Origin of the sequence: Janthinobacterium sp. FT14W, assembly GCF_009208755.1 — a bacterium.
Lineage (GTDB): Bacteria > Pseudomonadota > Gammaproteobacteria > Burkholderiales > Burkholderiaceae_D > Janthinobacterium > Janthinobacterium violaceinigrum.
This window is the reverse complement of record NZ_WFLL01000018.1, coordinates 13,805-33,866: the sequence shown is the minus strand read 5'-3', so window position 1 is coordinate 33,866 and position 20,062 is coordinate 13,805. Positions and strand designations below refer to the sequence as shown.

20 protein-coding genes are annotated in these 20,062 nt (G+C 63.0%); 16 read left to right on the top strand and 4 right to left on the bottom strand.

Annotated features, from left to right (window positions below):
* Positions 1 to 45 precede the first annotated feature (45 nt).
* A complete protein-coding gene (locus tag GCN74_RS13985; protein WP_193317075.1) occupies positions 46 to 2,103 on the bottom strand; it encodes a TonB-dependent receptor domain-containing protein in 2,058 nt (685 codons plus the stop codon).
* 159 nt (positions 2,104 to 2,262) lie between these two features.
* Between GCN74_RS13985 and GCN74_RS13980 the strand changes: the two genes are divergently transcribed.
* The 6 genes from GCN74_RS13980 (at position 2,263) to GCN74_RS13955 (ending at position 9,868) form a co-directional block, all read left to right on the top strand.
* On the top strand, positions 2,263 to 2,721 hold the full coding sequence (locus GCN74_RS13980; RefSeq protein WP_152257238.1) for a Fur family transcriptional regulator: 459 nt from the start codon (positions 2,263 to 2,265) through the stop codon (positions 2,719 to 2,721).
* Between the two features lie 120 nt (positions 2,722 to 2,841).
* Positions 2,842 to 5,454, top strand: coding sequence for an alanine--tRNA ligase (gene alaS, locus GCN74_RS13975; RefSeq protein WP_152257237.1), 2,613 nt, complete (start codon positions 2,842 to 2,844; stop codon positions 5,452 to 5,454).
* Between the two features lie 205 nt (positions 5,455 to 5,659).
* Positions 5,660 to 5,917 (top strand): sulfurtransferase TusA family protein, encoded by a 258-nt coding sequence (locus GCN74_RS13970; protein WP_225317265.1) that lies wholly within the window; start codon positions 5,660 to 5,662, stop codon positions 5,915 to 5,917.
* Positions 5,918 to 6,182: 265 nt separating this feature from the next.
* Positions 6,183 to 6,932, top strand: a complete 750-nt coding sequence (locus GCN74_RS13965; protein ID WP_076567298.1) for an electron transfer flavoprotein subunit beta/FixA family protein — start codon at positions 6,183 to 6,185, stop codon at positions 6,930 to 6,932.
* Between the two features lie 120 nt (positions 6,933 to 7,052).
* Positions 7,053 to 7,985, top strand: coding sequence for an electron transfer flavoprotein subunit alpha/FixB family protein (locus GCN74_RS13960; protein ID WP_131373968.1), 933 nt, complete (start codon positions 7,053 to 7,055; stop codon positions 7,983 to 7,985).
* Between the two features lie 92 nt (positions 7,986 to 8,077).
* Positions 8,078 to 9,868 carry an acyl-CoA dehydrogenase gene (locus GCN74_RS13955; protein ID WP_152257236.1) on the top strand — a complete coding sequence of 597 codons (1,791 nt, stop codon included), beginning with the start codon at positions 8,078 to 8,080 and terminating at the stop codon, positions 9,866 to 9,868.
* A 188-nt stretch (positions 9,869 to 10,056) separates the two neighbouring features.
* Here GCN74_RS13955 and GCN74_RS13950 read toward each other — a convergent pair whose 3' ends face one another.
* Positions 10,057 to 10,683, bottom strand: coding sequence for a glycine zipper 2TM domain-containing protein (locus GCN74_RS13950; protein WP_152257235.1), 627 nt, complete (start codon positions 10,681 to 10,683; stop codon positions 10,057 to 10,059).
* 136 nt (positions 10,684 to 10,819) lie between these two features.
* Entirely contained in the window at positions 10,820 to 11,254 is a 435-nt protein-coding gene (locus tag GCN74_RS13945) for an NINE protein (protein WP_152257234.1), read from the bottom strand.
* A 288-nt stretch (positions 11,255 to 11,542) separates the two neighbouring features.
* Between GCN74_RS13945 and rpsP the strand changes: the two genes are divergently transcribed.
* The 10 genes from rpsP (at position 11,543) to GCN74_RS13895 (ending at position 19,052) form a co-directional block, all read left to right on the top strand.
* The gene (rpsP, locus tag GCN74_RS13940; RefSeq protein ID WP_010395524.1) at positions 11,543 to 11,794 is read left to right on the top strand and encodes a 30S ribosomal protein S16; all 252 of its coding nucleotides are present in this window, start codon (positions 11,543 to 11,545) and stop codon (positions 11,792 to 11,794) included.
* A gap of 13 nt (positions 11,795 to 11,807) precedes the next feature.
* Positions 11,808 to 12,365 carry a ribosome maturation factor RimM gene (rimM, locus tag GCN74_RS13935; RefSeq protein WP_152257233.1) on the top strand — a complete coding sequence of 186 codons (558 nt, stop codon included), beginning with the start codon at positions 11,808 to 11,810 and terminating at the stop codon, positions 12,363 to 12,365.
* 50 nt (positions 12,366 to 12,415) lie between these two features.
* Positions 12,416 to 13,162, top strand: coding sequence for a tRNA (guanosine(37)-N1)-methyltransferase TrmD (gene trmD, locus GCN74_RS13930; RefSeq protein WP_152257232.1), 747 nt, complete (start codon positions 12,416 to 12,418; stop codon positions 13,160 to 13,162).
* A gap of 131 nt (positions 13,163 to 13,293) precedes the next feature.
* On the top strand, positions 13,294 to 13,677 hold the full coding sequence (rplS, locus tag GCN74_RS13925; RefSeq protein WP_010395528.1) for a 50S ribosomal protein L19: 384 nt from the start codon (positions 13,294 to 13,296) through the stop codon (positions 13,675 to 13,677).
* Positions 13,678 to 13,873: 196 nt separating this feature from the next.
* Positions 13,874 to 14,533 (top strand): CoA pyrophosphatase, encoded by a 660-nt coding sequence (locus GCN74_RS13920; RefSeq protein WP_152257231.1) that lies wholly within the window; start codon positions 13,874 to 13,876, stop codon positions 14,531 to 14,533.
* Between the two features lie 97 nt (positions 14,534 to 14,630).
* Positions 14,631 to 15,590, top strand: a complete 960-nt coding sequence (locus GCN74_RS13915; RefSeq protein WP_152257230.1) for a CobD/CbiB family protein — start codon at positions 14,631 to 14,633, stop codon at positions 15,588 to 15,590.
* Positions 15,591 to 15,815: 225 nt separating this feature from the next.
* On the top strand, positions 15,816 to 16,151 hold the full coding sequence (locus tag GCN74_RS13910; RefSeq protein ID WP_029496213.1) for a DUF3579 domain-containing protein: 336 nt from the start codon (positions 15,816 to 15,818) through the stop codon (positions 16,149 to 16,151).
* 82 nt (positions 16,152 to 16,233) lie between these two features.
* Positions 16,234 to 16,683: a CBS domain-containing protein gene (locus GCN74_RS13905; protein ID WP_152257229.1), complete on the top strand. Its 450-nt coding sequence runs from the start codon at positions 16,234 to 16,236 to the stop codon at positions 16,681 to 16,683.
* Between the two features lie 90 nt (positions 16,684 to 16,773).
* A complete protein-coding gene (locus tag GCN74_RS13900) occupies positions 16,774 to 17,592 on the top strand; it encodes an AraC family transcriptional regulator (protein ID WP_152257228.1) in 819 nt (272 codons plus the stop codon).
* Positions 17,589 to 19,052 carry a carbon-nitrogen hydrolase family protein gene (locus tag GCN74_RS13895; protein WP_152257227.1) on the top strand — a complete coding sequence of 488 codons (1,464 nt, stop codon included), beginning with the start codon at positions 17,589 to 17,591 and terminating at the stop codon, positions 19,050 to 19,052. The genes GCN74_RS13900 and GCN74_RS13895 overlap by 4 nt, the downstream gene beginning before the upstream one ends.
* Before the next feature lie 192 nt (positions 19,053 to 19,244).
* Here GCN74_RS13895 and GCN74_RS13890 read toward each other — a convergent pair whose 3' ends face one another.
* Entirely contained in the window at positions 19,245 to 19,985 is a 741-nt protein-coding gene (locus GCN74_RS13890; protein WP_152257226.1) for a GntR family transcriptional regulator, read from the bottom strand.
* Positions 19,986 to 20,062 lie beyond the last annotated feature (77 nt).

The window sequence follows — 20,062 nt, the reverse complement described above, 5'->3', positions numbered from 1 at the left end:
GAGGTCGGGTTACGCGCTTTGCGCTAACCCGACCTACGAAACAGCTTAGAACGTGACGCGCATCCCGACCGTCAAGTTACGTCCCGTCAACGGCGCCGCATTCTTGATGAACGAGGTGTGGCTGTACGCCAGTTCATTCGTCAGGTTGTTCGCCTTGATGTAGAACTGGGCTGGCGTGGTGCCGATGCGCGTGTCGTAGTTGGCGGACAGGTTCAGCATGTTGTAGCCCGGCGTTGCCGTTTCGAACGCTGCCACTTTATCCTGCTTGCCCACGCGGTAGAACTCGGCCACGCCGCTCCACGCCTGCCAGTTGGCATCGACCTTCACGCCGGCGCGCTGGGCCGGGATGCGCGGCAAATTGCCGCCGCCGTCTGCCAGCTTGGCCCGCACGTAGTCGCCGAACACGCTGGCGCCGAACATGGGGTTCAGTTGCTGGCGGATCTGGCCTTCCACGCCCGTGAAGGTGGCGTCGCGCTGGGCGTACTGGATCAGCTGGAAGCCTTCGTGGCTGTCCAGCGTGGAGCCGAAGATGTAATTGTCCACCTTGTTGCGGTAGGCGCTGGCCGAGAAGGTCGTGGCGCCCGCATATTTGCGCAAGGTCAAGTCGATATTGTTCGACGTTTCCTTGCCCAGGTTTTGATTGCCCAGCTCATACGTGGCCGTGGCCATGTGCACGCCGTGCGCATACAGTTCCTCGGCGCTGGGCAGGCGGTGCGTGCGCGAAATGGTCGAACCCAGCGAGTACTGGGGCGCGAATTTCCACACGGCGCCCAGCGACACGGACGTGCCCTTGGCGCTGCGGTCCTGCAAGGTGGCGCTGTCGACCGTGATGTCCTGCCATTCGTGGCGCAAGCCCGCTTCGAAACGCCATTGCTCCAGCTTGTATTCCTCCACCAGGAAAGCCGCGTGTTTCTTCGTGACCGTCGGCGCCACGTACGCTTCCTCGCCCAGGGCGGAGAAATCGCGCTTCGACGTTTGCAGGCCTACCACGCCGCGCCAGCCGAACAGGGGATGGTGTTCCATTTCCAGGCGCGCATCGTGGCCCTTGTTCTTGAAGGTGGTGGCGATTTCCGTGCCTTCGATTTCATCGTGCTTGTAGTCGGTGAACGCGGCGCGCAGGCGCAGCTTGGCGAAGCCGGGCACGGGGTCGCGCAATTCGCCGCGCACGTCCCAGCGTTCGCTTTTGAGTTTCACGTACGGCACGCTGCCGTGTTCGTGGTCATGGTCGTGCTCTTCATCATCGCCGTGGTCGTGGCCTTCATGGCCGCCGCAGTGCAGATGCGTGCCGTGCGGGTGGCAGCTTTCAAATTCATGGTTGTGGCCAGGCAAGCCGTATTCCGCGTGCTGGCTGGTGAAGGCCAGGCCCAGGAAGCCGCGCGCTCCCACCCACGACACGCCCACGCTGCCCGTGTCCGTCTTGTTGTAGCTGCCGGCCACTGTCGAGCCGCCTTCCCAGCCGCTGCCGACCTTGTATTCCTTTGCATCGCGCTTGACGCCTTCCGCGTGGAAGGCGATGTTGCCGGAACCGCCAGTCACTTCAAAGGCGCCCGTCTTTTCGCGCGCGGCCGAGTTGGCGCGCACGTCAAAGCTGCCTTCAAAACCCTTGGCCGGCACGCGCGTGGGGATTTTCTTGTCGATTACATTGACGACGCCGCCCACGGCGCCGCCGCCGTAGGCCAGCGCGGACGGGCCGCGCAACACTTCGATCTGTTCCGACAGCATGGGTTCGGCCGCGACGGCATGGTCGGGGCTGATGATTGAGGCATCCTGCACTTCGGCGCCGTCGGACAGCACCTTCACGCGCGGGCCATCCATGCCGCGGATGATGGGGCGGCTGGCGCCGGCGCCGAAATGGCTGGAGGTGATGCCGGGCTGGCCGGCCAGGGTTTCGCCCAGGGTCGCTTCGCGGGCGCGCACCAGTTCCTCGCCTTCCAGCACGGTCACTGGCGTGCTCATGTCGTCGCTGCCCAGGGCCAGGGCGCTGGCCGAGACGGTGACGGCGGGCAAGGTGGTCGCCTGCTGCGCCAGGGCGCTGGCAGGGGCGGCAAAGGCCAGCATGATGGCCAGCGCGAGGGGAGTCGGTTGTTGAGGACGGACGGACATGGGCAAGAATTCCTTATTCGCTATCGGTGTTTGCGGGGCTGGGGCAGGCCATTGCCGGATGGGGTGGCTGCCAGAAGATGATAATGATAACCCATTATCATTACTGTGTGACAGTTTTTCCGGGCAGGGGAAGAAGGCGGATGGTGTATTCTGTCGGCTATGGAACGCACAACACGTCAAAAAACCGCTATTCAAGCCGCCATCGAGTCGGCCCAGCGCCCCCTGTCGGCGCAGGAAATCCTCGAACAGGCCAGCTTGCAGGTGACGCAGCTGGGCATCGCCACCGTCTACCGCAATTTGAAATCGCTGGTGCTGGAAGAAAAAGTGCACGTGGTGACCTTGCCGGGCGAAAACCCGCGCTATGAGTCGAACACGGCCGCCAATCACCATCACCACCATTTCCAGTGCACCACGTGCCAGCGCGTGTTCGACGTGCATGATTGCCCGGGCGACTTGAAGCGCATGGCGCCGCAGGGTTTTGTCGTCGAGCGCCACGAACTGACCCTGTACGGCCGCTGCGCCGACTGCAATGCGGCTGCCGGCGCCAGCGCGGCTGCCGCTGCGGCCAAGGGCACGCCGGCACCGCACGCCTGCGCCAGCCACCACGACCCGGCCTGAACGGGCAGGGCGGCACCTGTGGGCAGGCTTGCAACAATGCCCGTGCCCGGCGCCAATTCCCGTACCCATATCACGTATAATCTTTCCTTTAAAGCTGCCGCCACTCTTTGCCAAAAAAACATGAAATCATCTGAAATCCGCGACAAGTTCCTGAAATTTTTCGAGTCCAAGGGCCATTCCATCGTCCGTTCCAGCTCCCTGGTGCCAGGCAACGATCCGACCTTGCTGTTGACGAACAGCGGCATGGTGCAATTCAAGGATGTGTTTACGGGCACGGACAGCCGTCCGTACACGCGTGCCACGTCCGTGCAGCGCTGCGTGCGCGCCGGCGGCAAGCACAACGATCTGGAAAACGTCGGCTACACGGCGCGCCACCATACCTTCTTTGAAATGCTGGGCAACTTCAGCTTCGGCGACTATTTCAAGCGCGACGCGATTCAATACGCGTGGGAACTGCTGACCAAGGTGTATGGCTTGCCGGCCGAAAAACTGACGGTCACCGTGTACATCGAAGATGACGAAGCGTACGACATCTGGGCCAAGGAAATCGGCGTGCCTGTCGAGCGCATCATCCGCATCGGCGACAACAAGGGTTCGCGCTACGCATCCGACAATTTCTGGCAGATGGCGGACACGGGCCCATGCGGTCCGTGCACGGAAATCTTCTACGACCACGGCGCCGAGATCCCTGGCGGCCCGCCGGGCTCGCCTGACGAAGACGGCGACCGCTTCATTGAAATCTGGAACCTCGTGTTCATGCAGTTCAACCGCGACGAAGCGGGTGTCATGCACAAGTTGCCGAAGCCATGCGTGGACACGGGCATGGGCATGGAGCGCCTGGCCGCCGTGCTGCAGCACGTGCATTCGAACTATGAAATCGACCTGTTCCAGCACCTGATCAAGGCCGCCGCGCGCGAAACGGGCGCCACCGACCTGGAAAACAAGTCGCTGCGCGTGATCGCCGACCACATCCGCGCCGCCGCCTTCATGATCGTCGACGGCATCATTCCGGGCAGCGAAGGCCGCGCCTATGTCCTGCGCCGCATCATCCGCCGCGCCCTGCGCCATGGCCACAAGCTGGGCCAGACGAAACCGTTCTTCTACAAGCTGGTGGCCGACCTGGCCATCGAGATGGGCGGCGCCTATCCCGAGCTGGAAGAAGCCAAGGACAACGTCGCCAACATGCTGAAAGCCGAGGAAGAGCGTTTCGGCGAAACCCTGGAAACGGGCATGAAAGTGCTGGAAGCGCAGCTGGCCAAGGATGCCACGGGCATCGACGGCGCCACCGCCTTCACCCTGTACGAAACCTACGGCTTCCCGCCGGACCTGACGGCCGACATCTGCCGCGAGCGCGACATCAGCTTCGACCAGGCCGGCTACGACGCGGCCCTGAAGGAAAGCCAGGAACTGTCGCGCAAGGGCGGCAAGACGCACAAGGACAGCAAGGTCGAGTACACGGGCGAGAAAAACACCTTCGTCGGCTACGATCAATTGACCTTCAGCAGCAAGGTCGTCGCCCTGTACGCGGCCGGCACGCCCGTGCAGGAACTCAAGGCCGGTGAAGCGGGCATCGTCGTGCTCGACACCACGCCGTTCTATGCGGAATCGGGCGGCCAGGTGGGCGACCAGGGCGTGATCGCCTCGGGCGCGGGCAGCTTCGCCGTCAGCGACACCCTGAAGATCCAGGCTGACGTGTTCGGCCACCACGGCGTGCTCGAGTCGGGCGTGCTGAAGGTAGGCGACGCCGTCTCGGCCGAAGTGGACACGGCCAAGCGCGCGCGCACCATCCGCAACCACTCGGCCACGCACCTGATGCACAAGGCCTTGCGCGAAGTGCTGGGCAGCCACGTGGCGCAAAAGGGCTCGCTCGTCGATCCGGACAAGACCCGCTTCGACTTCAGCCACAATGCGCCGATGACGGCGGAGCAGATCGCCGCCGTGGAAACCATCGTCAACAAGGAGATCCTGGAAAACCGCGCCACGCAAGCGCACCTGATGTCGTTTGACGATGCCGTCAAGCATGGCGCGATGGCCCTGTTCGGCGAGAAATACGGCGACGAAGTGCGCGTGCTCGACATCGGCAGCTCGAAAGAGCTGTGCGGCGGCGTCCACGTGCAGCGCACGGGCGACATCGGCCTGTTCAAGATCATCGGCGAAAGCGGCGTGGCCGCCGGTATCCGCCGCGTGGAAGCGGTGACGGGCGAGGGCGCGCTGGCGCTGGTGCAGACCATCAACCGCCGCCTGGTCGAAGCGGCCAGCGCGCTGAAGGCGCAGCCGGAAGAACTGACGGCCCGCATCGTCCAGGTGCAGGACCACGTGAAGGCGCTGGAGAAGGAACTGGCCGCGCTGAAATCGAAACTGGCGTCGGGCCAGGGCGATGAACTGGTCACGCAGGCTGTCGATGTCAACGGCATCCAGGTGCTCGCTGCCGTGCTGGACGGCGCCGATGTGGCCCGCTTGCGCGAAACGATGGACAAGCTGAAGGACAAGCTGAAAACGGCTGCCATCGTGCTGGCCAGCGTGGCGGACGGCAAGGTCAGCCTGATCGCCGGCGTGACGGCGGACGCTACTTCCAAGGTCAAAGCGGGCGAGCTGGTGAACTTCGTTGCACAGCAAGTGGGCGGAAAAGGCGGCGGACGCCCCGATATGGCGCAGGCCGGCGGCACGGATCCGAGCGGTCTGGCGAACGCCCTGGCCGGCGTGCCGGCCTGGGTGGGCGAACGCGCGAAATAAGGCGTAAGCTAGCAGGCATGCGGGGTTTTCGCCCCACGGCCTCTTGAAAACGGCCCGCAGACGGTGTTTGCGGGCCGTTATTTCTTTTTGAATCCCGTTGTGACACCACAACAGCCGATGAACTATTTTGGTGCAGCGCGTCAATGCCCCTGATTTAGAGTAGTATGTCGAAAATCAGTACAACAAAAATGGTGGGATATTGATGATGAGCGACACACTACTTGATACCGAGATTATGGAATTTCACAAAGAACTCGATGCGCGGGGCTTGAACTGCCCGTTGCCGATTCTGAAGGCGAAGAAGGCTTTGTCAGAGCTGCAGAGCGGCGAAGTGCTGCGCATCATGGCAACCGATCCCGGTTCCGTGCGCGACTTCCAGGCTTTCGCCAAGCAAACGGGCAATGCCCTGCTGTCGCATGTGCAGACGGGTACCGAATTTGTTTTCTTGATGCAACGCAAATAATTCTGCCAGCCGGGGCCGCCGTGGCGCGGCCTGGCGAAGCGCCCGCCGTGCCGCGCTTTTGCGTCACTTTCACACCCTTTTGCTGCCCTGCAGCGTAGCGGCAGATTCCCCTGAAATCCCCGCAAGCCCACAGTTTAGATGGATTGCTCTAACAAAAAATCGCACGATCGTGCTTAAATTCGGTTCAGGATTCAAATTTCTCTTATAATCGAACGCACAATCAGCACTTGATCCGTCATTTTTATAATTTCCCAAAGGCATAGCTATGAAAGTCTTGGTACCCGTCAAACGCGTGGTCGACTATAACGTCAAAGTCCGCGTCAAGAGTGACGGCACTGGCGTCGATACCGCCAACGTCAAAATGTCGATGAACCCTTTCGACGAGATCGCGCTGGAAGAAGCGATGCGCCTGAAAGAAGCCGGCAAGGTCACTGAAGTGGTCGCCATCTCCTGCGGCGTGACGCAGTGCCAGGAAACCCTGCGCACGGCCATGGCCATCGGCGCCGACCGCGGCATCCTGGTGGAAACGACGACCGAACTGGAACCGCTGGCCGTGGCCAAGCTGGTCAAGTCCCTGGCCGAGAAAGAGCAGCCGCAACTGATCATCCTGGGCAAGCAAGCCATCGATGACGACAGCAACCAGACCGGCCAGATGCTGGCAGCCCTGCTGGGTTGGCCGCAAGCCACGTTCGCCTCGAAAGTCGTGCTGGAAGACGGCAAAGTCACCGTCACCCGCGAAGTCGACGGCGGCCTGGAAACCCTGGCATTGACCTTGCCAGCGATCATCACCACCGATCTGCGCCTGAACGAGCCACGCTATGTGACTTTGCCGAACATCATGAAGGCAAAGAAAAAGCCGCTCGAGACCGTCAAGCCGGAAGACCTGGGCGTCGACGTCGCGCCACGCCTGAAGACCTTGAAAGTCGTCGAGCCAGCCAAGCGCTCGGCCGGCATCAAGGTAGCGGACGTGGCCACCCTGGTCGCCAAGCTGCGTACCGAAGCCAAGGTTATCTGAGCGGTTTGCCGCCAAAACATAAAATCTGGGGTCAGACCCGCAGGGGGTATCAGTTCCAATGGAACTGATACCGATCTCGAAGAGACTGACCCCGGCACTTGCTAACTATTAGGAATAATCATGGTCGCATTAGTTATTGCTGAACACGACAACGCTACCTTAAAGGGCAGCACCCACCACACCGTGACCGCGGCTGCCCAGTGCGGCGGCGACGTGCACGTACTGGTTGCAGGTTCGAACGCCGCGGCTGCCGCCGCTGCCGCCGCGCAGATCGCCGGCGTGACGAAAGTCATCGTGGCCGACGCGCCATACTTTGCCGACGGCCTGGCCGAAAACGTGGCCGAGCAAGTGCTGGCCATCGCCGGCAACTACAGCCACATCCTGGCCCCCGCCACCGCCTACGGCAAGAACATCCTGCCGCGCGTGGCCGCCAAGCTGGACGTGGCGCAGATCTCGGAAATCACCAAGGTCGATTCGCCTGACACCTTCGAGCGTCCGATCTACGCCGGTAACGCCATTGCCACCGTGCAATCTGGCGACAAGGTCAAGGTCATCACCGTGCGTACGACCGGTTTCGATGCGGCTGCCGCCACCGGCGGTTCGGCTGCCACGGAAACCGTCGCTGCCGTTGCCGACGCGGGCAAATCGGCCTTCGTGGGCCGCGAACTGGCCAAGTCCGACCGTCCTGAACTGACCGCCGCGAAAATCATCGTGTCGGGCGGCCGTGGCATGGGTTCGGCCGAGAACTTCCACATCCTCGAGCCGCTGGCCGACAAGCTGGGCGCTGCCATGGGTGCTTCGCGCGCCGCCGTCGACGCCGGCTTCGTGCCGAACGACTGGCAAGTGGGCCAGACGGGCAAGATCGTCGCGCCATCGCTGTACATCGCCGTCGGTATCTCGGGCGCGATCCAGCATTTGGCCGGCATGAAAGATTCGAAGACCATCGTCGCCATCAACAAGGATCCGGAAGCGCCGATCTTTGCCGTGGCCGACTACGGCATCGTGGGCGATCTGTTCGAGATCGTGCCGCAACTGGTCAAAGAACTGGGTTAAGTCACACCCCTTCCGGTTTTGTTACTGACAAAGCCACGCCGGCCCGCCCCACACGGCGAGCCGCGCGTGGCTTTTTTCTTGGAGAAAAGAAGATGAGCTATCAAGCCCCGCTGAAAGACATGTTGTTCGTGATGAACGAACTGGCCGGCCTGGCCGAAATCCACACCTTGCCCGGTTGCGAAGATGCCACGCCCGACACGGCCGAAGCCGTGCTGGAAGAGAACGCCAAGTTCTGCGGCGGCGTGGTGGCCCCCTTGAACGGCCCCAGCGACAAGGAACCCAGCTTCTGGCACGACGGCCAGGTGACCACCTCGAAAGGCTTCAAGGAAGCGTTCAAGGCGTATGGCGAAGCGGGCTGGCAGGGCGTGCAGCATCCGACGGAGTTCGGCGGCCAGGGCTTGCCCAAGCTCTTGGCCACGCCCTGCATCGAAATGCTCAATTCGGCCAGCATCTCGTTTGCCCTGGTGGCCCTGCTGTCCGACGGTGCCATCGAAGCGCTGCTGACGGCCGGCAGCGATGAACAGAAAGCCGCCTACCTGGAAAACCTGGTGTCGGGCAAGTGGACGGGCACCATGAACCTGACGGAGCCGCAGGCGGGCTCCGACCTGGCCGCCGTGCGCACGCGCGCCGTGCCGCAGGGCGATGGCACGTATAAAGTCTTCGGCACGAAGATTTTCATCACCTACGGCGAACACGACATGGCGGAAAACATCGTCCACCTGGTGCTGGCCCGCACGCCGGACGCACCCGCCGGCGTGAAAGGCATTTCGCTGTTCATCGTGCCGAAATTCCTCGTCAACGCGGACGGCAGCCTGGGCGCGCGCAACGACGCCCATTGCGTCTCCATCGAACACAAGCTGGGCATCAAGGCCAGCCCGACGGCCGTATTGCAGTTCGGCGACCACGGCGGCGCCATCGGCACCCTGGTGGGCGAGGAAAACCGCGGCCTCGAATACATGTTCATCATGATGAACGCGGCCCGCTTCGGCGTGGGCTTGCAAGGCATCGGCCTGGCCGAGCGCGCCTACCAGCAGGCGGTGGCGTTCGCCAAGGACCGCGTGCAGTCGCGCGACCTGGCGGGGTCTCCCGGCCCCGTTTCCATCATCCACCACCCGGACGTGCGCCGCATGCTGATGTCGATGCGCTCGCAGACGGAGGCGGCGCGCGCGCTGGCCTACGTGGGCGCGGCCATCAGCGACGTGGCGCACCATCACCCGGACGCGGACGTGCGCGCGGAAAGCCTGGCGACCTATGAATACCTGGTGCCCGTGATCAAGGGCTGGTCCACGGAAATGTCGCAGGACGTCACGCGCGACGGCGTGCAGGTGCACGGCGGCATGGGTTTCATCGAGGAAACAGGCGCGGCCCAGCATTACCGCGACGCCAAGATCCTGACGATCTACGAAGGCACGACGGCCATCCAGGCCAACGACCTCGTGGGCCGCAAGACGGTGCGCGACGGCGGCGCCGTGGCCAAGGCCATCATCGCCCAGGTGCGCGCCACGGAAGGCCAGCTGGGCGAACTCTCGGGCGCCGACTTCCAGGCCATGCAGCGTCACCTGGCCGAAGGCAGCGCCGCGCTGGAAGCCGTGGTCGAGTATGTGGTGGCGAACATGAAGTCGGACATCAAGGCCGTGTTCGCGGGCAGCGTGCCCTACCTGAAACTGGCCGGCATCGTGCTGGGCGGCTGGCAAATGGCGCGCGCGGCCGTGGCGGCGCAGCAAAAGCTGGGCGAGGGCAGCGGCGACGCGGCGTTCTACAAGGCCAAGATCGCCACGGCGCGCTTCTTTGCCGACCACATCCTGTCGCAAGCGCCGGGCTTGCGCGCCACCATCATCGACGGCAGCGCCGGCGTAATGGCCTTGTCGGAAGAGCAGTTCTAAGGTGCATGCTTGCCGGTGATTGCCGGCTGAATGCAAAAAAAGCGCTGGAGATCACTCTCCAGCGCTTTTTCTATATTAAGAGCGCCTGAGAAAGCGCTCAGGGCAAGGCGCCTTGTCTGCGTCCGCTGCCAGTACGGCAATGTCGGCCAAACCCGGGCAACGCCGCCATGGGCGCTTACTCTGCGTTCTTAACGTCGGGCGATGCCGTTGCCGGAATTGCGCACCAGGTCGCCAGCGGCCAGGCCAGGGTCCTGGTCAAACGCGAAGTCGGCCTTGGCCCCCGTTTCATATTGCACGGTGACGGTCCACACCTTGCTGTTCTTCATGTGGCCTTCGACTTGCTTGCCGGCAAAAGCGCCGCCGGCGGCGCCGGCCAGGGTGGCCAGGTCCTTGCCGCGTCCGCCGCCAACCTGGCGGCCCAGCAGGGCGCCGGCCACGCCGCCGCCGATCATGCCCAGGGCGCCGCCTTCACCGGCCTTTTCAGCGACGTTGACTGCCAGCACCTTGCCGCACTCGGCGCAGATTTGCTGCTGGGCTGGCTTGCCGTTCTGGCCCGCATACGCATTGCCCGCCTTTTGCGCGGCCTTGGCGTTGATGATGGCCTGGTCGTATTCGCCCTTGGCGTCGCGCAGGCATTGCATGCGGGCTTTCGAGTTGGTTTCTTCGGCGCACAATTTCTTGTCGTCCGCATAGCGCGTGCTGGCTTGCTTGGTGTCGTACGCGTATTGCGCCTTCGGCGACAGGTTTTGCGCGAAGGCCGATGTGCTGAACAGGGCCGTGATGGCGACTGCGAGGATGAGTGGGCGACGAATCATGATCTTCTCCTGTGGGGTGTCGTATGTGCCAGTAATGTCGGCATTGTGAATGCAGTATAGAGGAAAATCATGATTGCTTACCAACACTTACATGTGCGTGCGCGACGCTTGCGGCCATGTCATTTCCGTATGGAAATTAACCGTAGGCGCCGCCTGTATACAGCAAGTCGAACAGGCGGGCCATGGTGGCGATCAGCACGCCTGCGCCTAGCATCAAGGTAGCGACCAGTACCACGGCCAGGGGCCAGCCCGTGTCCGACTGGCGGCTTGAGGCGCTGTTGTAGCGTGCATCCCACTTGTCGTCCGGCATCAGGCCCAGTACCAGTGCTTCCAGGAAGCCGCCCAGGGCGGACAGGGTCAGCGGCAGTATCTGGTAAAACCAGTCGGCCTCGGGAAGCAGCTGGCGCAGCAGCAGCGAGGCGGGCACGGCGGCCAGATGTAGCCAGCCCCAGCGGTCCTTGGCGCCATGCAGGTAGAAGCGGTGGGCGCCCAGGGTGCCCAGCAGGAAGGCCAGCAAGGCGGTGAAGGCCTTGTTCTTGTGCGGCTGTTGCAAAATGGTGGCGGCGGTCATGGGACTCCAGAGTTGCTGATCAGTAAAGATTGCCAGTATCGGTCATTGCCTGCCGCAACGATAGCACTTTCCTGCGGCGTTCAGGTCATGCTGTCGCGCAATATCATGGCCTGGGCGTGGCATGGCGGGCACGATAGACGCACGCGCCTATTGCGTCTTCGGCCATGACTGGTCATAATGTTTGATTAGCCCAAATTACACGCCCGTCATCATAACGCTTGCTGCCTGGCGGTAAAGCGCGCTATAATTTGCGGCTTTTTCCGCCTCAGCACACTTTTTGGAAATATTATGGTCGTTATTCGTTTAGCTCGTGGAGGCGCCAAGAAGCGCCCGTTCTTCAACATCGTCGCTACTGATTCGCGCAATCGCCGCGATGGTCGCTTCATTGAGCGTATCGGTTTTTACAACCCGATGGCGCAAGGTGGCGAAGTTCCACTGCGTATCACCGCAGACCGTCTGGCCTACTGGCAAGGCGTTGGCGCACAATTGTCGCCAACCGTTGCTCGCCTGGTAGCCAGCAACAACAAAGCAGCAGCTTAATTAGATCACTGGTTTGACGGTCAAGACTGCATCCGGGGTGAAAGTCCCCGATGACCTGGTACAGGTAGGCTATGTCTCCGGTGCCTATGGCATTGCTGGCGGGGTCAGGATCACTCCTTTCTCCGACGACGCGGATGCATTATTAAACGTCAAAACCTGGTGGTTTGATAAACCGACCTTGCATGATGTTCAAGTCAGGCAAGCGAAGTTACACGGCGGCGACGTCGTGGCCCAGCTGGTGGGTGTGGTCGGGCGGGATGCCGCAGAAGCGCTGAAAGGCGTCTCTGTGCAAATTCCGCGTAGCCATTTCCCGACGCTGTCGGCCGATGAATTTTATTGGTCCGATCTGATCGGACTGACAGTTGAGAATTTGCAAGGCGAGTGCCTCGGCGAAGTGACTGACATGATGAGCAATGGTCCGCAGTCGATCTTGCGCATTGCGCCCGTCGCCAATCCCGATGACGCCGCTGAAAAGGCGCCTGAGCGCCTGATCCCGTTTGTCGGCCAGTTTGTCATTAACGTTGACAAGGCCGCCAACAAGATCACGGTCGACTGGGGCCTCGATTATTAAACCGCCTGCGCTTAACCATGCGCCGGGCAAACGTTGCAGGATGGTGAACGATGCAATTTGATGTCGTGACCCTGTTTCCGGAAATGTTTGCCGCGCTGACGCAGTCGGGTGTGACCCGGCGCGCCTTCGAGCAGCGAAAATGTGGCTTGTCGCTGTGGAATCCCCGTGATTTCACGACCGACAATCACCGTACCGTGGATGACCGCCCGTATGGCGGCGGCCCCGGCATGGTGATGATGGCCCGTCCGCTCGAAGCGACAATTAATGCCGCGAAGCAACGCCAGACCGATTTCGGCCTGGCGGCGCCCCGCGTGGTGTTCATGTCGCCGCAAGGCCGTCCGCTGACGCACGAGCGCGTCACGCAGTTGAAAGCCGAACCTGGTTTGGTGATCCTGTGCGGCCGCTATGAAGCCGTGGACCAGCGTTTGCTGGACCGTTGTGTCGACGAAGAAATCAGCGTCGGCGACTTTGTCCTGTCGGGCGGTGAATTGCCCGCCATGGCGCTGATGGATGCGGTGATCCGCCTGTTGCCGGGTGTCTTGAACACCGAGGCATCGGCCATCGAGGACAGCTTCGTCAATGGCTTGCTCGATTCGCCGCACTATACGCGGCCGGAAACATATGAAGGCATGGCCGTGCCGCCCGTCTTGATGGGTGGCAATCATGCCGAGATCGTCAAGTGGCGCCGCCAGCGCATGCTGGAAGCGACCGCGACCAAGCGGCCTGACCTGCTGCTCAGTGCGCGCGCCGCCGGCTTGCTCAGCCGAGCCGACGAACAATTCTTGGCCAGCCTGTAAGCCGTCTCCGGACGGCCGGCAGGGTGGCCAGTAGTGCCGGGCATGTTGCCCATATTGTATTACCCATCCTCTACCGGGCGGATACTTGCTATCCACAGTGCGCCGGCATGATGGTTTTCGGAGTTATAAAAATGGACTTGATTCAACAATTAGAGCAGGAAGAAATTGCTCGTCTGGGTAAAACCATTCCTGAATTCGCACCAGGCGATACCGTTATCGTCAGCGTCAACGTAGTCGAAGGCACGCGCAAGCGCGCCCAGGCTTACGAAGGCGTCGTTATCTCCCGTCGTAACCGTGGCCTGAACTCGAACTTCATCGTTCGCAAGATCTCGTCCGGCGAAGGCGTTGAGCGTACGTTCCAACTGTACTCGCCGCTGATCGCTTCGATCGAAGTGAAACGCCGTGGTGATGTTCGCCGCGCCAAGCTGTACTATCTGCGTGAGCGTTCGGGTAAATCGGCGCGTATCAAAGAAAAATTGCCAAATCGCCGCGTTGTGGCGAAAGCAAGCGCGTAATATCAGCGTCTGCGTTGGGAAAAGGGGTGCCTCTCGGCGCCCCTTTTTTTATGGTGACACCTGGCCCAAGCTGCTGCGCGTCGGCATGGGCAGCCTGCGATGCTCACCGTACGGGAGTACGGTTGCGCGTCTCGGCCACCGCTTCCTTCCGCTCGCGACGGTTTTGCCAGGTGGTTTTAATCATGAAGGAGGGGTAATGGCCACTATCGCATTTGATCCCAAACAACTCGCCATCGATTCGATCGCGGGCGAGGCGGCGCTGGACGCCGAACGCCTGACGCCGGACTGGCTGCGCCAGCGCCTGGCCGAACAGCCGGACTGGCAGCCCGAGATTACCCAGGATTTCCTGTCCGCCCGCGCCGTGCCCGTGCGCGCCGCCGTGCTCATTCCCCTCGTGCAACGGCCGGACGGCTTGACCATCTTGCTGACCATGCGCACGGACCACCTGAGCAGCCATGCGGGCCAGGTCAGCTTTCCCGGCGGGCGCAGCGAACCGTTCGACGGCTCGCCCGTGGCCACGGCCCTGCGCGAAACGGAAGAAGAGGTGGGCCTGGCGCGCGGGCACATCGAAGTGCTGGGCTGCCTGCCCGACTATCTGACGGGCACCGGTTACCAGGTCACGCCCGTCGTAGGCCTGGTGACGCCGCCGTTCGAGCTGCGCGCCGACCCGTCCGAGGTGGCGGAAATCTTCGAAGTGCCGCTGGCTTTCCTCATGGATGGCCTCAACCATCAGCGCCTGTCCGTGGAATTGCCCGGCGGGCGGCGCTCGTTCTACGCCATGCCGTACGAGCGCTTCTACATCTGGGGCGCCACGGCCGGCATGCTGCGCAATCTGTTTCACCTCTTGCGCGCGTAAAATGGCGCCCCGCACGTAATAAGTTTGATTCCGGCACTGCACTGCGCTATCGTAGCGGGCATTGCGGTATTGCTGAAAAAGACAAAAAGGACCATTGATGACATTTCTCTCCATACTTTGCGCATTGCTGATCGAGCAGCTCAAACCTTTGCGCGCGGACAATCCGATCTACGCCGAAATCAAGAGCCTGGCGATGCGCATGGAGACCTGGTTCAATGCGGGCCACGCCAGCCACGGCCGCATGGGCTGGTTCCTCATGATCGGCGCGCTGATGGTGCCGACGGCGGGCATTTACTGGCTCTTGCAGCATTACCAGCTGACCCTGCTGGCCTTTGCCTGGAACGTGCTCATCGTCTACCTGACCCTGGGTTTTCGTCATTACAGCCATTACTTTACTTCCATCCAGCTGGCCCTGAGTGCCGGCGACGAAGCGACCGCGCGCACCTTGCTGGCAGACTGGACCAAGCTCGACACGGTGGGCATGGAAGCGAGCGAAATCGCCCGCATCGCCGTGGAAAAAGCCCTGATTACCACGCATCGCAATGTGTTTGGCGTGTTCTTCTGGTTCCTCATGCCGCTGGGGCCTGCCTGTGCCGTGATGTACCGCGTGGCCGAATACCTGGCGCGCGCCTGGAACGAGCCCGAGCACATGCGCAATGAAGCGTTCGGCCAGTTCGCCGCGCGCGCCTTTTACTGGATCGACTGGATTCCCGTGCGCCTGACGGCCGTGGCGTTTGCCGTGGTCGGCAATTTCGAGGATGCCATTTACGCCTGGCGCAATTTCGCCCAGCGCTGGCAGGACGAGGCCATCGGCATCATCCTGACGGCGGGCGGCGGCGCCATGGGCGTACGCCTGGGCACGCCAGCGGAAACGGCGGCGCGCGTGGTGACGACGCCCGACCTGGCCGTCGATGACAGCGACAGCGAAAGCGATATCCTGCCAGGCGAAGAGCCGGGCGCGCGCGCCTTGCAGAGCACGGTGGGCCTGGTGTGGCGCGCCTTGCTGCTGTGGATGCTGCTGCTGCTGTTGATGTCGGGCGCCGTTTTCCTCGGCTGACGGGGGCGCACACGCGCCATCCATGCGCCTTGCGCGTGGAACAAGGTTAAAATAGGGGCTGGCGCGCAAGGCGTGCCAGCCCCTGTTTGCATAGTCAGGGCAGATCGAGGTAGAACCCAAGTCTTCTATAAGATATAATACTGGCTTACCGCAGCAAACGTAGTTGAATTACCAGCCCGGCTTACCCGCCGGGGCCATTCACGCAATCCAGTCCCGACAAGCCACATGGCCGAGTTATCTCAAAAAACAGGGGAACTCTCAGACGAGTTCTTCATCCTTGGTCTCACCAGCAATGGCAAGCAATTCCGACCCAGCGATTGGGCCGAGCGCCTTTGCGGAGTGATGTCCTGTTTCAATCCCGAAGGTGGCGGGCGCAATGCGCACCTCCAGTATTCGCCCTACGTGCGCCCGACCGTCGTCAATGGCGTCAAGTCGGTGGTCGTCAACACCAAGCTGCGCGAGATCGAGCCGATGGCGTTTCACTTCGTGCGCGAGTTCGCCAAGGATAACGACCTGCAGATCGTCGAAGCCTGCTTCCTGCCGCCCCCCGAAGAAAAGTAAGACCCGTTTCAATTGATCTGCCTCAAACCCGCCGCGGCGGGCTGGTGTAGCGTGGACACTCTGCCTCAAACGGAGTGGCGACATGCGTATCGGCGATATCTGCACCTTGCACACCATCCATTGCCAGCGTGACACCAGCGTGCAAGACGCGGCGCTGCTGATGCGCCAGCACCACGTGGGCGACCTGATCGTGGCCGAACAGCCGAACGGCGAGCGCGTCCCCATCGGCATCCTCACCGACCGCGACATCGTCATTTCCGTCATCGCCCTGGGCCTCGACCCTGCCAGCCTGCTGGTGGGCGACATCATGAGCGCGCAGCTGCTCACGGCCAGCGAAGACGAAGACGTCTACGAAATCATCGAACGCATGCGCGTCAACGGCATCCGCCGCCTGCCCGTGGTCAACAGCCTGGGCGCGCTGTCCGGCATCGTCAGCATCGACGACCTGCTGGCCTTCCTGGCCCAGGAGATGGCCGAGCTGGCCCGCATCAGCAGCGGCCAGCTGGTGCATGAAAAGCGCACGCGCAAATAAGCCTGCATTGAAGCCTGCATTGCGCAATTCCAGTCAAATCCCGGCCGCCTGAAAATGCTACAGTCGCTGCTCGTTCAACGGGAAGCGTTCATGCACTATCTGGCCAAGGCACTGTGGTATATCGAATCGCATTATGCGGACAATATCTCGCTCGGCGACATTGCCCGCGTGGGCGGCGCCTCGCCGTGCCACCTGACGCGCGCGTTCGGCCTGGCCACGGGCCACTCCGTGATGCGCTATGTGCGGGCGCGCCGGCTCAGCGAGGCGGCCCTGGCGCTGGCGCAGGGCGCGCAAGACATCCTCGCTGTCGCGCTGCAGGCCGGCTACAGTTCCCACGAGGCATTTACGCGGGCCTTCCGCGAGCAGTTCCAGCTCACACCGGAAATGGTGCGGGCGCAGCGCCACGTCGGCAATCTCGCGCTGGTCGCCGCCATCCGCATGGACGTGGCGCCGGGCGTGGCCCTGGAAGCGCCCCGTTTCGAGCAAGGGCCCGCCTTGCTGGTGGCGGGCCTGGTGGAGCGCTATCGCGCGGAAACCTCTGCCGGCATCCCCGCCCTGTGGCAGCGTTTCCTGCCCCATGTGGCGCCCGGCCAGCTGGTGTATGGCGTGTGCTGCAACAATGACGACGCGGGTAATTTCGATTATCTGTGCGCCATGCCCGTGGCCGACTTTTCCCAGGCGCCCGATGGCTGGACGCGGCTGCGCATCGCCCCGCGGCGCTATGCCGTGTTCCGTCACCGCGGCCATATTTCCACCATCCGCGCCACCTGGCACACGGTGTGGAACGAGTGGCTGCCGCAGTCCGGGCTGGAAGTGGCCGACGCTCCCGATTTTGAACGCTACGACCACCATTTCGATCCCGCCAGCGGCATCGGCGGCGTGGAAATCTGGCTCCCCTTGAAAGCATGACCATGTTCCCGACCTTGACTGCGCCGGCTGCCGGCGGTACCGCGCTGCGCCAGCGCCTGTCCCACATCGCCGCCGCGCTGGCGGCGGGCCTGCCCCTGTATTGGGTGCTGGGGCCGCAGCCGCTGGGCTGGCTGGCCTGGTGCGCGCCGCTGCCCGTGCTATGGCTGGCGCTGCGCTCGTCGCATGGCGATGCGGCCTGGATGACGCTCGTGGCCGCCATGCTGGGCCTGTCGGCCAACTTTGCCTATTTCCGCCTGCTCATGCCCTTGCCAGCCGTGCTGGCCGTGATCGCCGTCAAAGCCCTGCTGTGGCTGCTGGTCGTGCTGGCCACGCGGCGCCTCGTGCTGCGCTACCGTTCAGGCTGGACGGTGCTGGCGTATCCCGTGCTGTGGGTGGCCATCGATACCTTGATGGCGGCCCTGCTGCCCGATGGTAACTGGGGCAGTCTCGCGTACTCGCAGGCCGATAACCTTGCCATTTTGCAAGTGTCGGCGCTGGCAGGCGTGCCTGGCCTGCTGTTTTTGCTGTGCCTGCTGCCATCCGCGCTGGCTTTGCTGCTGGCGGGCGGGCGCGCGTATGCGCCGGCGGCCGGTGCCGCCGCGCTGCTGCTGGTGGCCGCGTGGGCGGGCGGCGCCTGGCGCGTGCAGGGTGCGGCGGTACCGGCGCCAAGCGGACAACTGGCGGGACTGGCGGCCATCGATGACTTCATCGGTCCGGCCACGCCGCCCGCGCATGCGCAAGCCATCTGGGACCAGTATGCGCGCCACGTGGTGCAGCTGGCCGGGCAGGGCGCCTCCGTGGTGCTGTTGCCGGAAAAGATAGCCGTGCTGGCGCCCGCGCAGGCGGAGGCCGTGCAGCAGCGTTTCCATGCGCTGGCGCGCAGCGCGGGCGTGTGGATCGTGCTGGGCATCGGCGTGGAAGATGGGGCCGGCCGGCGCAACCTGGCCTGGCTGTTCGCGCCCGACGGCGCCGCGCCCGTCCGCTACCAGAAACATCATCTGGCGCCGCCCGAGCGCGATTTTCTTGCTGGCAGCGCGTATGCCGTGCAGCCGGTGGCGGGGCTCGCCATGGGCCTGGCCATCTGCAAGGACATGCATTTCGCGCCCCTGGGGCAGGCATATGGCAGGGCCGGCGCGCAGGCGATGCTGGTGCCGGCCTGGGATTTCCAGGTCGATGCCTGGATGGGGGCGCGCATGACCGTGGTGCGCGGCGTGGAAAACGGCTACGCGGTGCTGCGCGCGGCGCGCGAGGGCGTGCTGACGGTCAGCGATGCGTATGGGCGCGTACTGGCGGAGCGGGCCAGCAGCGCCATGCCGGGCAGCACCCTGCTGGCGCCGCTGCCGGCGCCCCCGTCCGTTGCCACTTGGGCGGGATGGCTGGGGCCGCTGTTTGGCTGGCTGTGCGTGGCGCTAAGCCTCGTCATGCTGGGCGCGGGACGCCGCGCTGCGCCCGCTCCCTGACGGGGAACGCCACGTTTTGCTGCAATGCGCAAAGCCGCATTGCGTCGTCCTTTTTGTATGCTCCGTATGGAAGCTATATAATCGCCGTCGCTTATTGCACCATTGCCGTGCAATTACAGGCGCGATGCCCGCATATATATTGCACTGCAATAATTGGTTTTATCTGGTATTCATAAATGCGCGCATCCGGTATTAATTGGTACTTAATTCGGCCACGAAGTCATACATATCGCCGCGGAAGTAGGAGCGGCAAAATTCCACGGCGCGGCCATCGCGCAAAAAGCCCAGCCTTTCCACCGACAGGCCCGCGTCGCCTTCCTCCGCCTGCAGCAGGCTGGCCTGCTCCCCCGTCAGCAGCAGCGCGCTGAGGCGCTGCAAGGCGCGCACGGGGCGGTTGCCCGCCTGTTCCAGCGCGTCATACATGGAGATATCGACGGCGTCGAGGTTCGGCAGGCAGCTGGCGACGATGGTCGCGTATTCCAGGCACATCGGCACTTCGTCCGCATAGCGGATGCGGTGGAAGCGGTACACGGGCGCGCCCGGCGACAGCCGCAGGCGCAAGGCTTCTTCCGGCGTGACGGTACCCTCGGCGCGCTTGAGCCACACGCTGCGGGGCGTGCGCCCGCGCGCCCGCATGTCTTCGGAAAACGAGGTCAGCTTGGCGAAATTCTTTTCGATGCGCGTATTGATGAAATTGCCCGAGCCGGGGCGCCGCACCAGCAAGCCCTCGTTGACGAGGCCATCGATGGCCTTGCGCACGGTGATGCGCGAAACGGACAGGTCGCTGGCCAGCTGGCGCTCGGCCGGCAGGGCTTCGTCGGGCCCGAGGATGCGCTTGTCGATCGCTTCGCGCAGCGCGCGCTGCAGTTGCTGGTACAGGGGCAGGCTACTCGTCTGCCCCAGGCCTTGCATGATGTGAGCCAGGGTTGTCATACGCTAAGGGTCTCCGTTACGGCGCGTTGCAGACGCGCTCTGTATCTGTTTTGTGTCGCTGGATAATACCAAAAAAG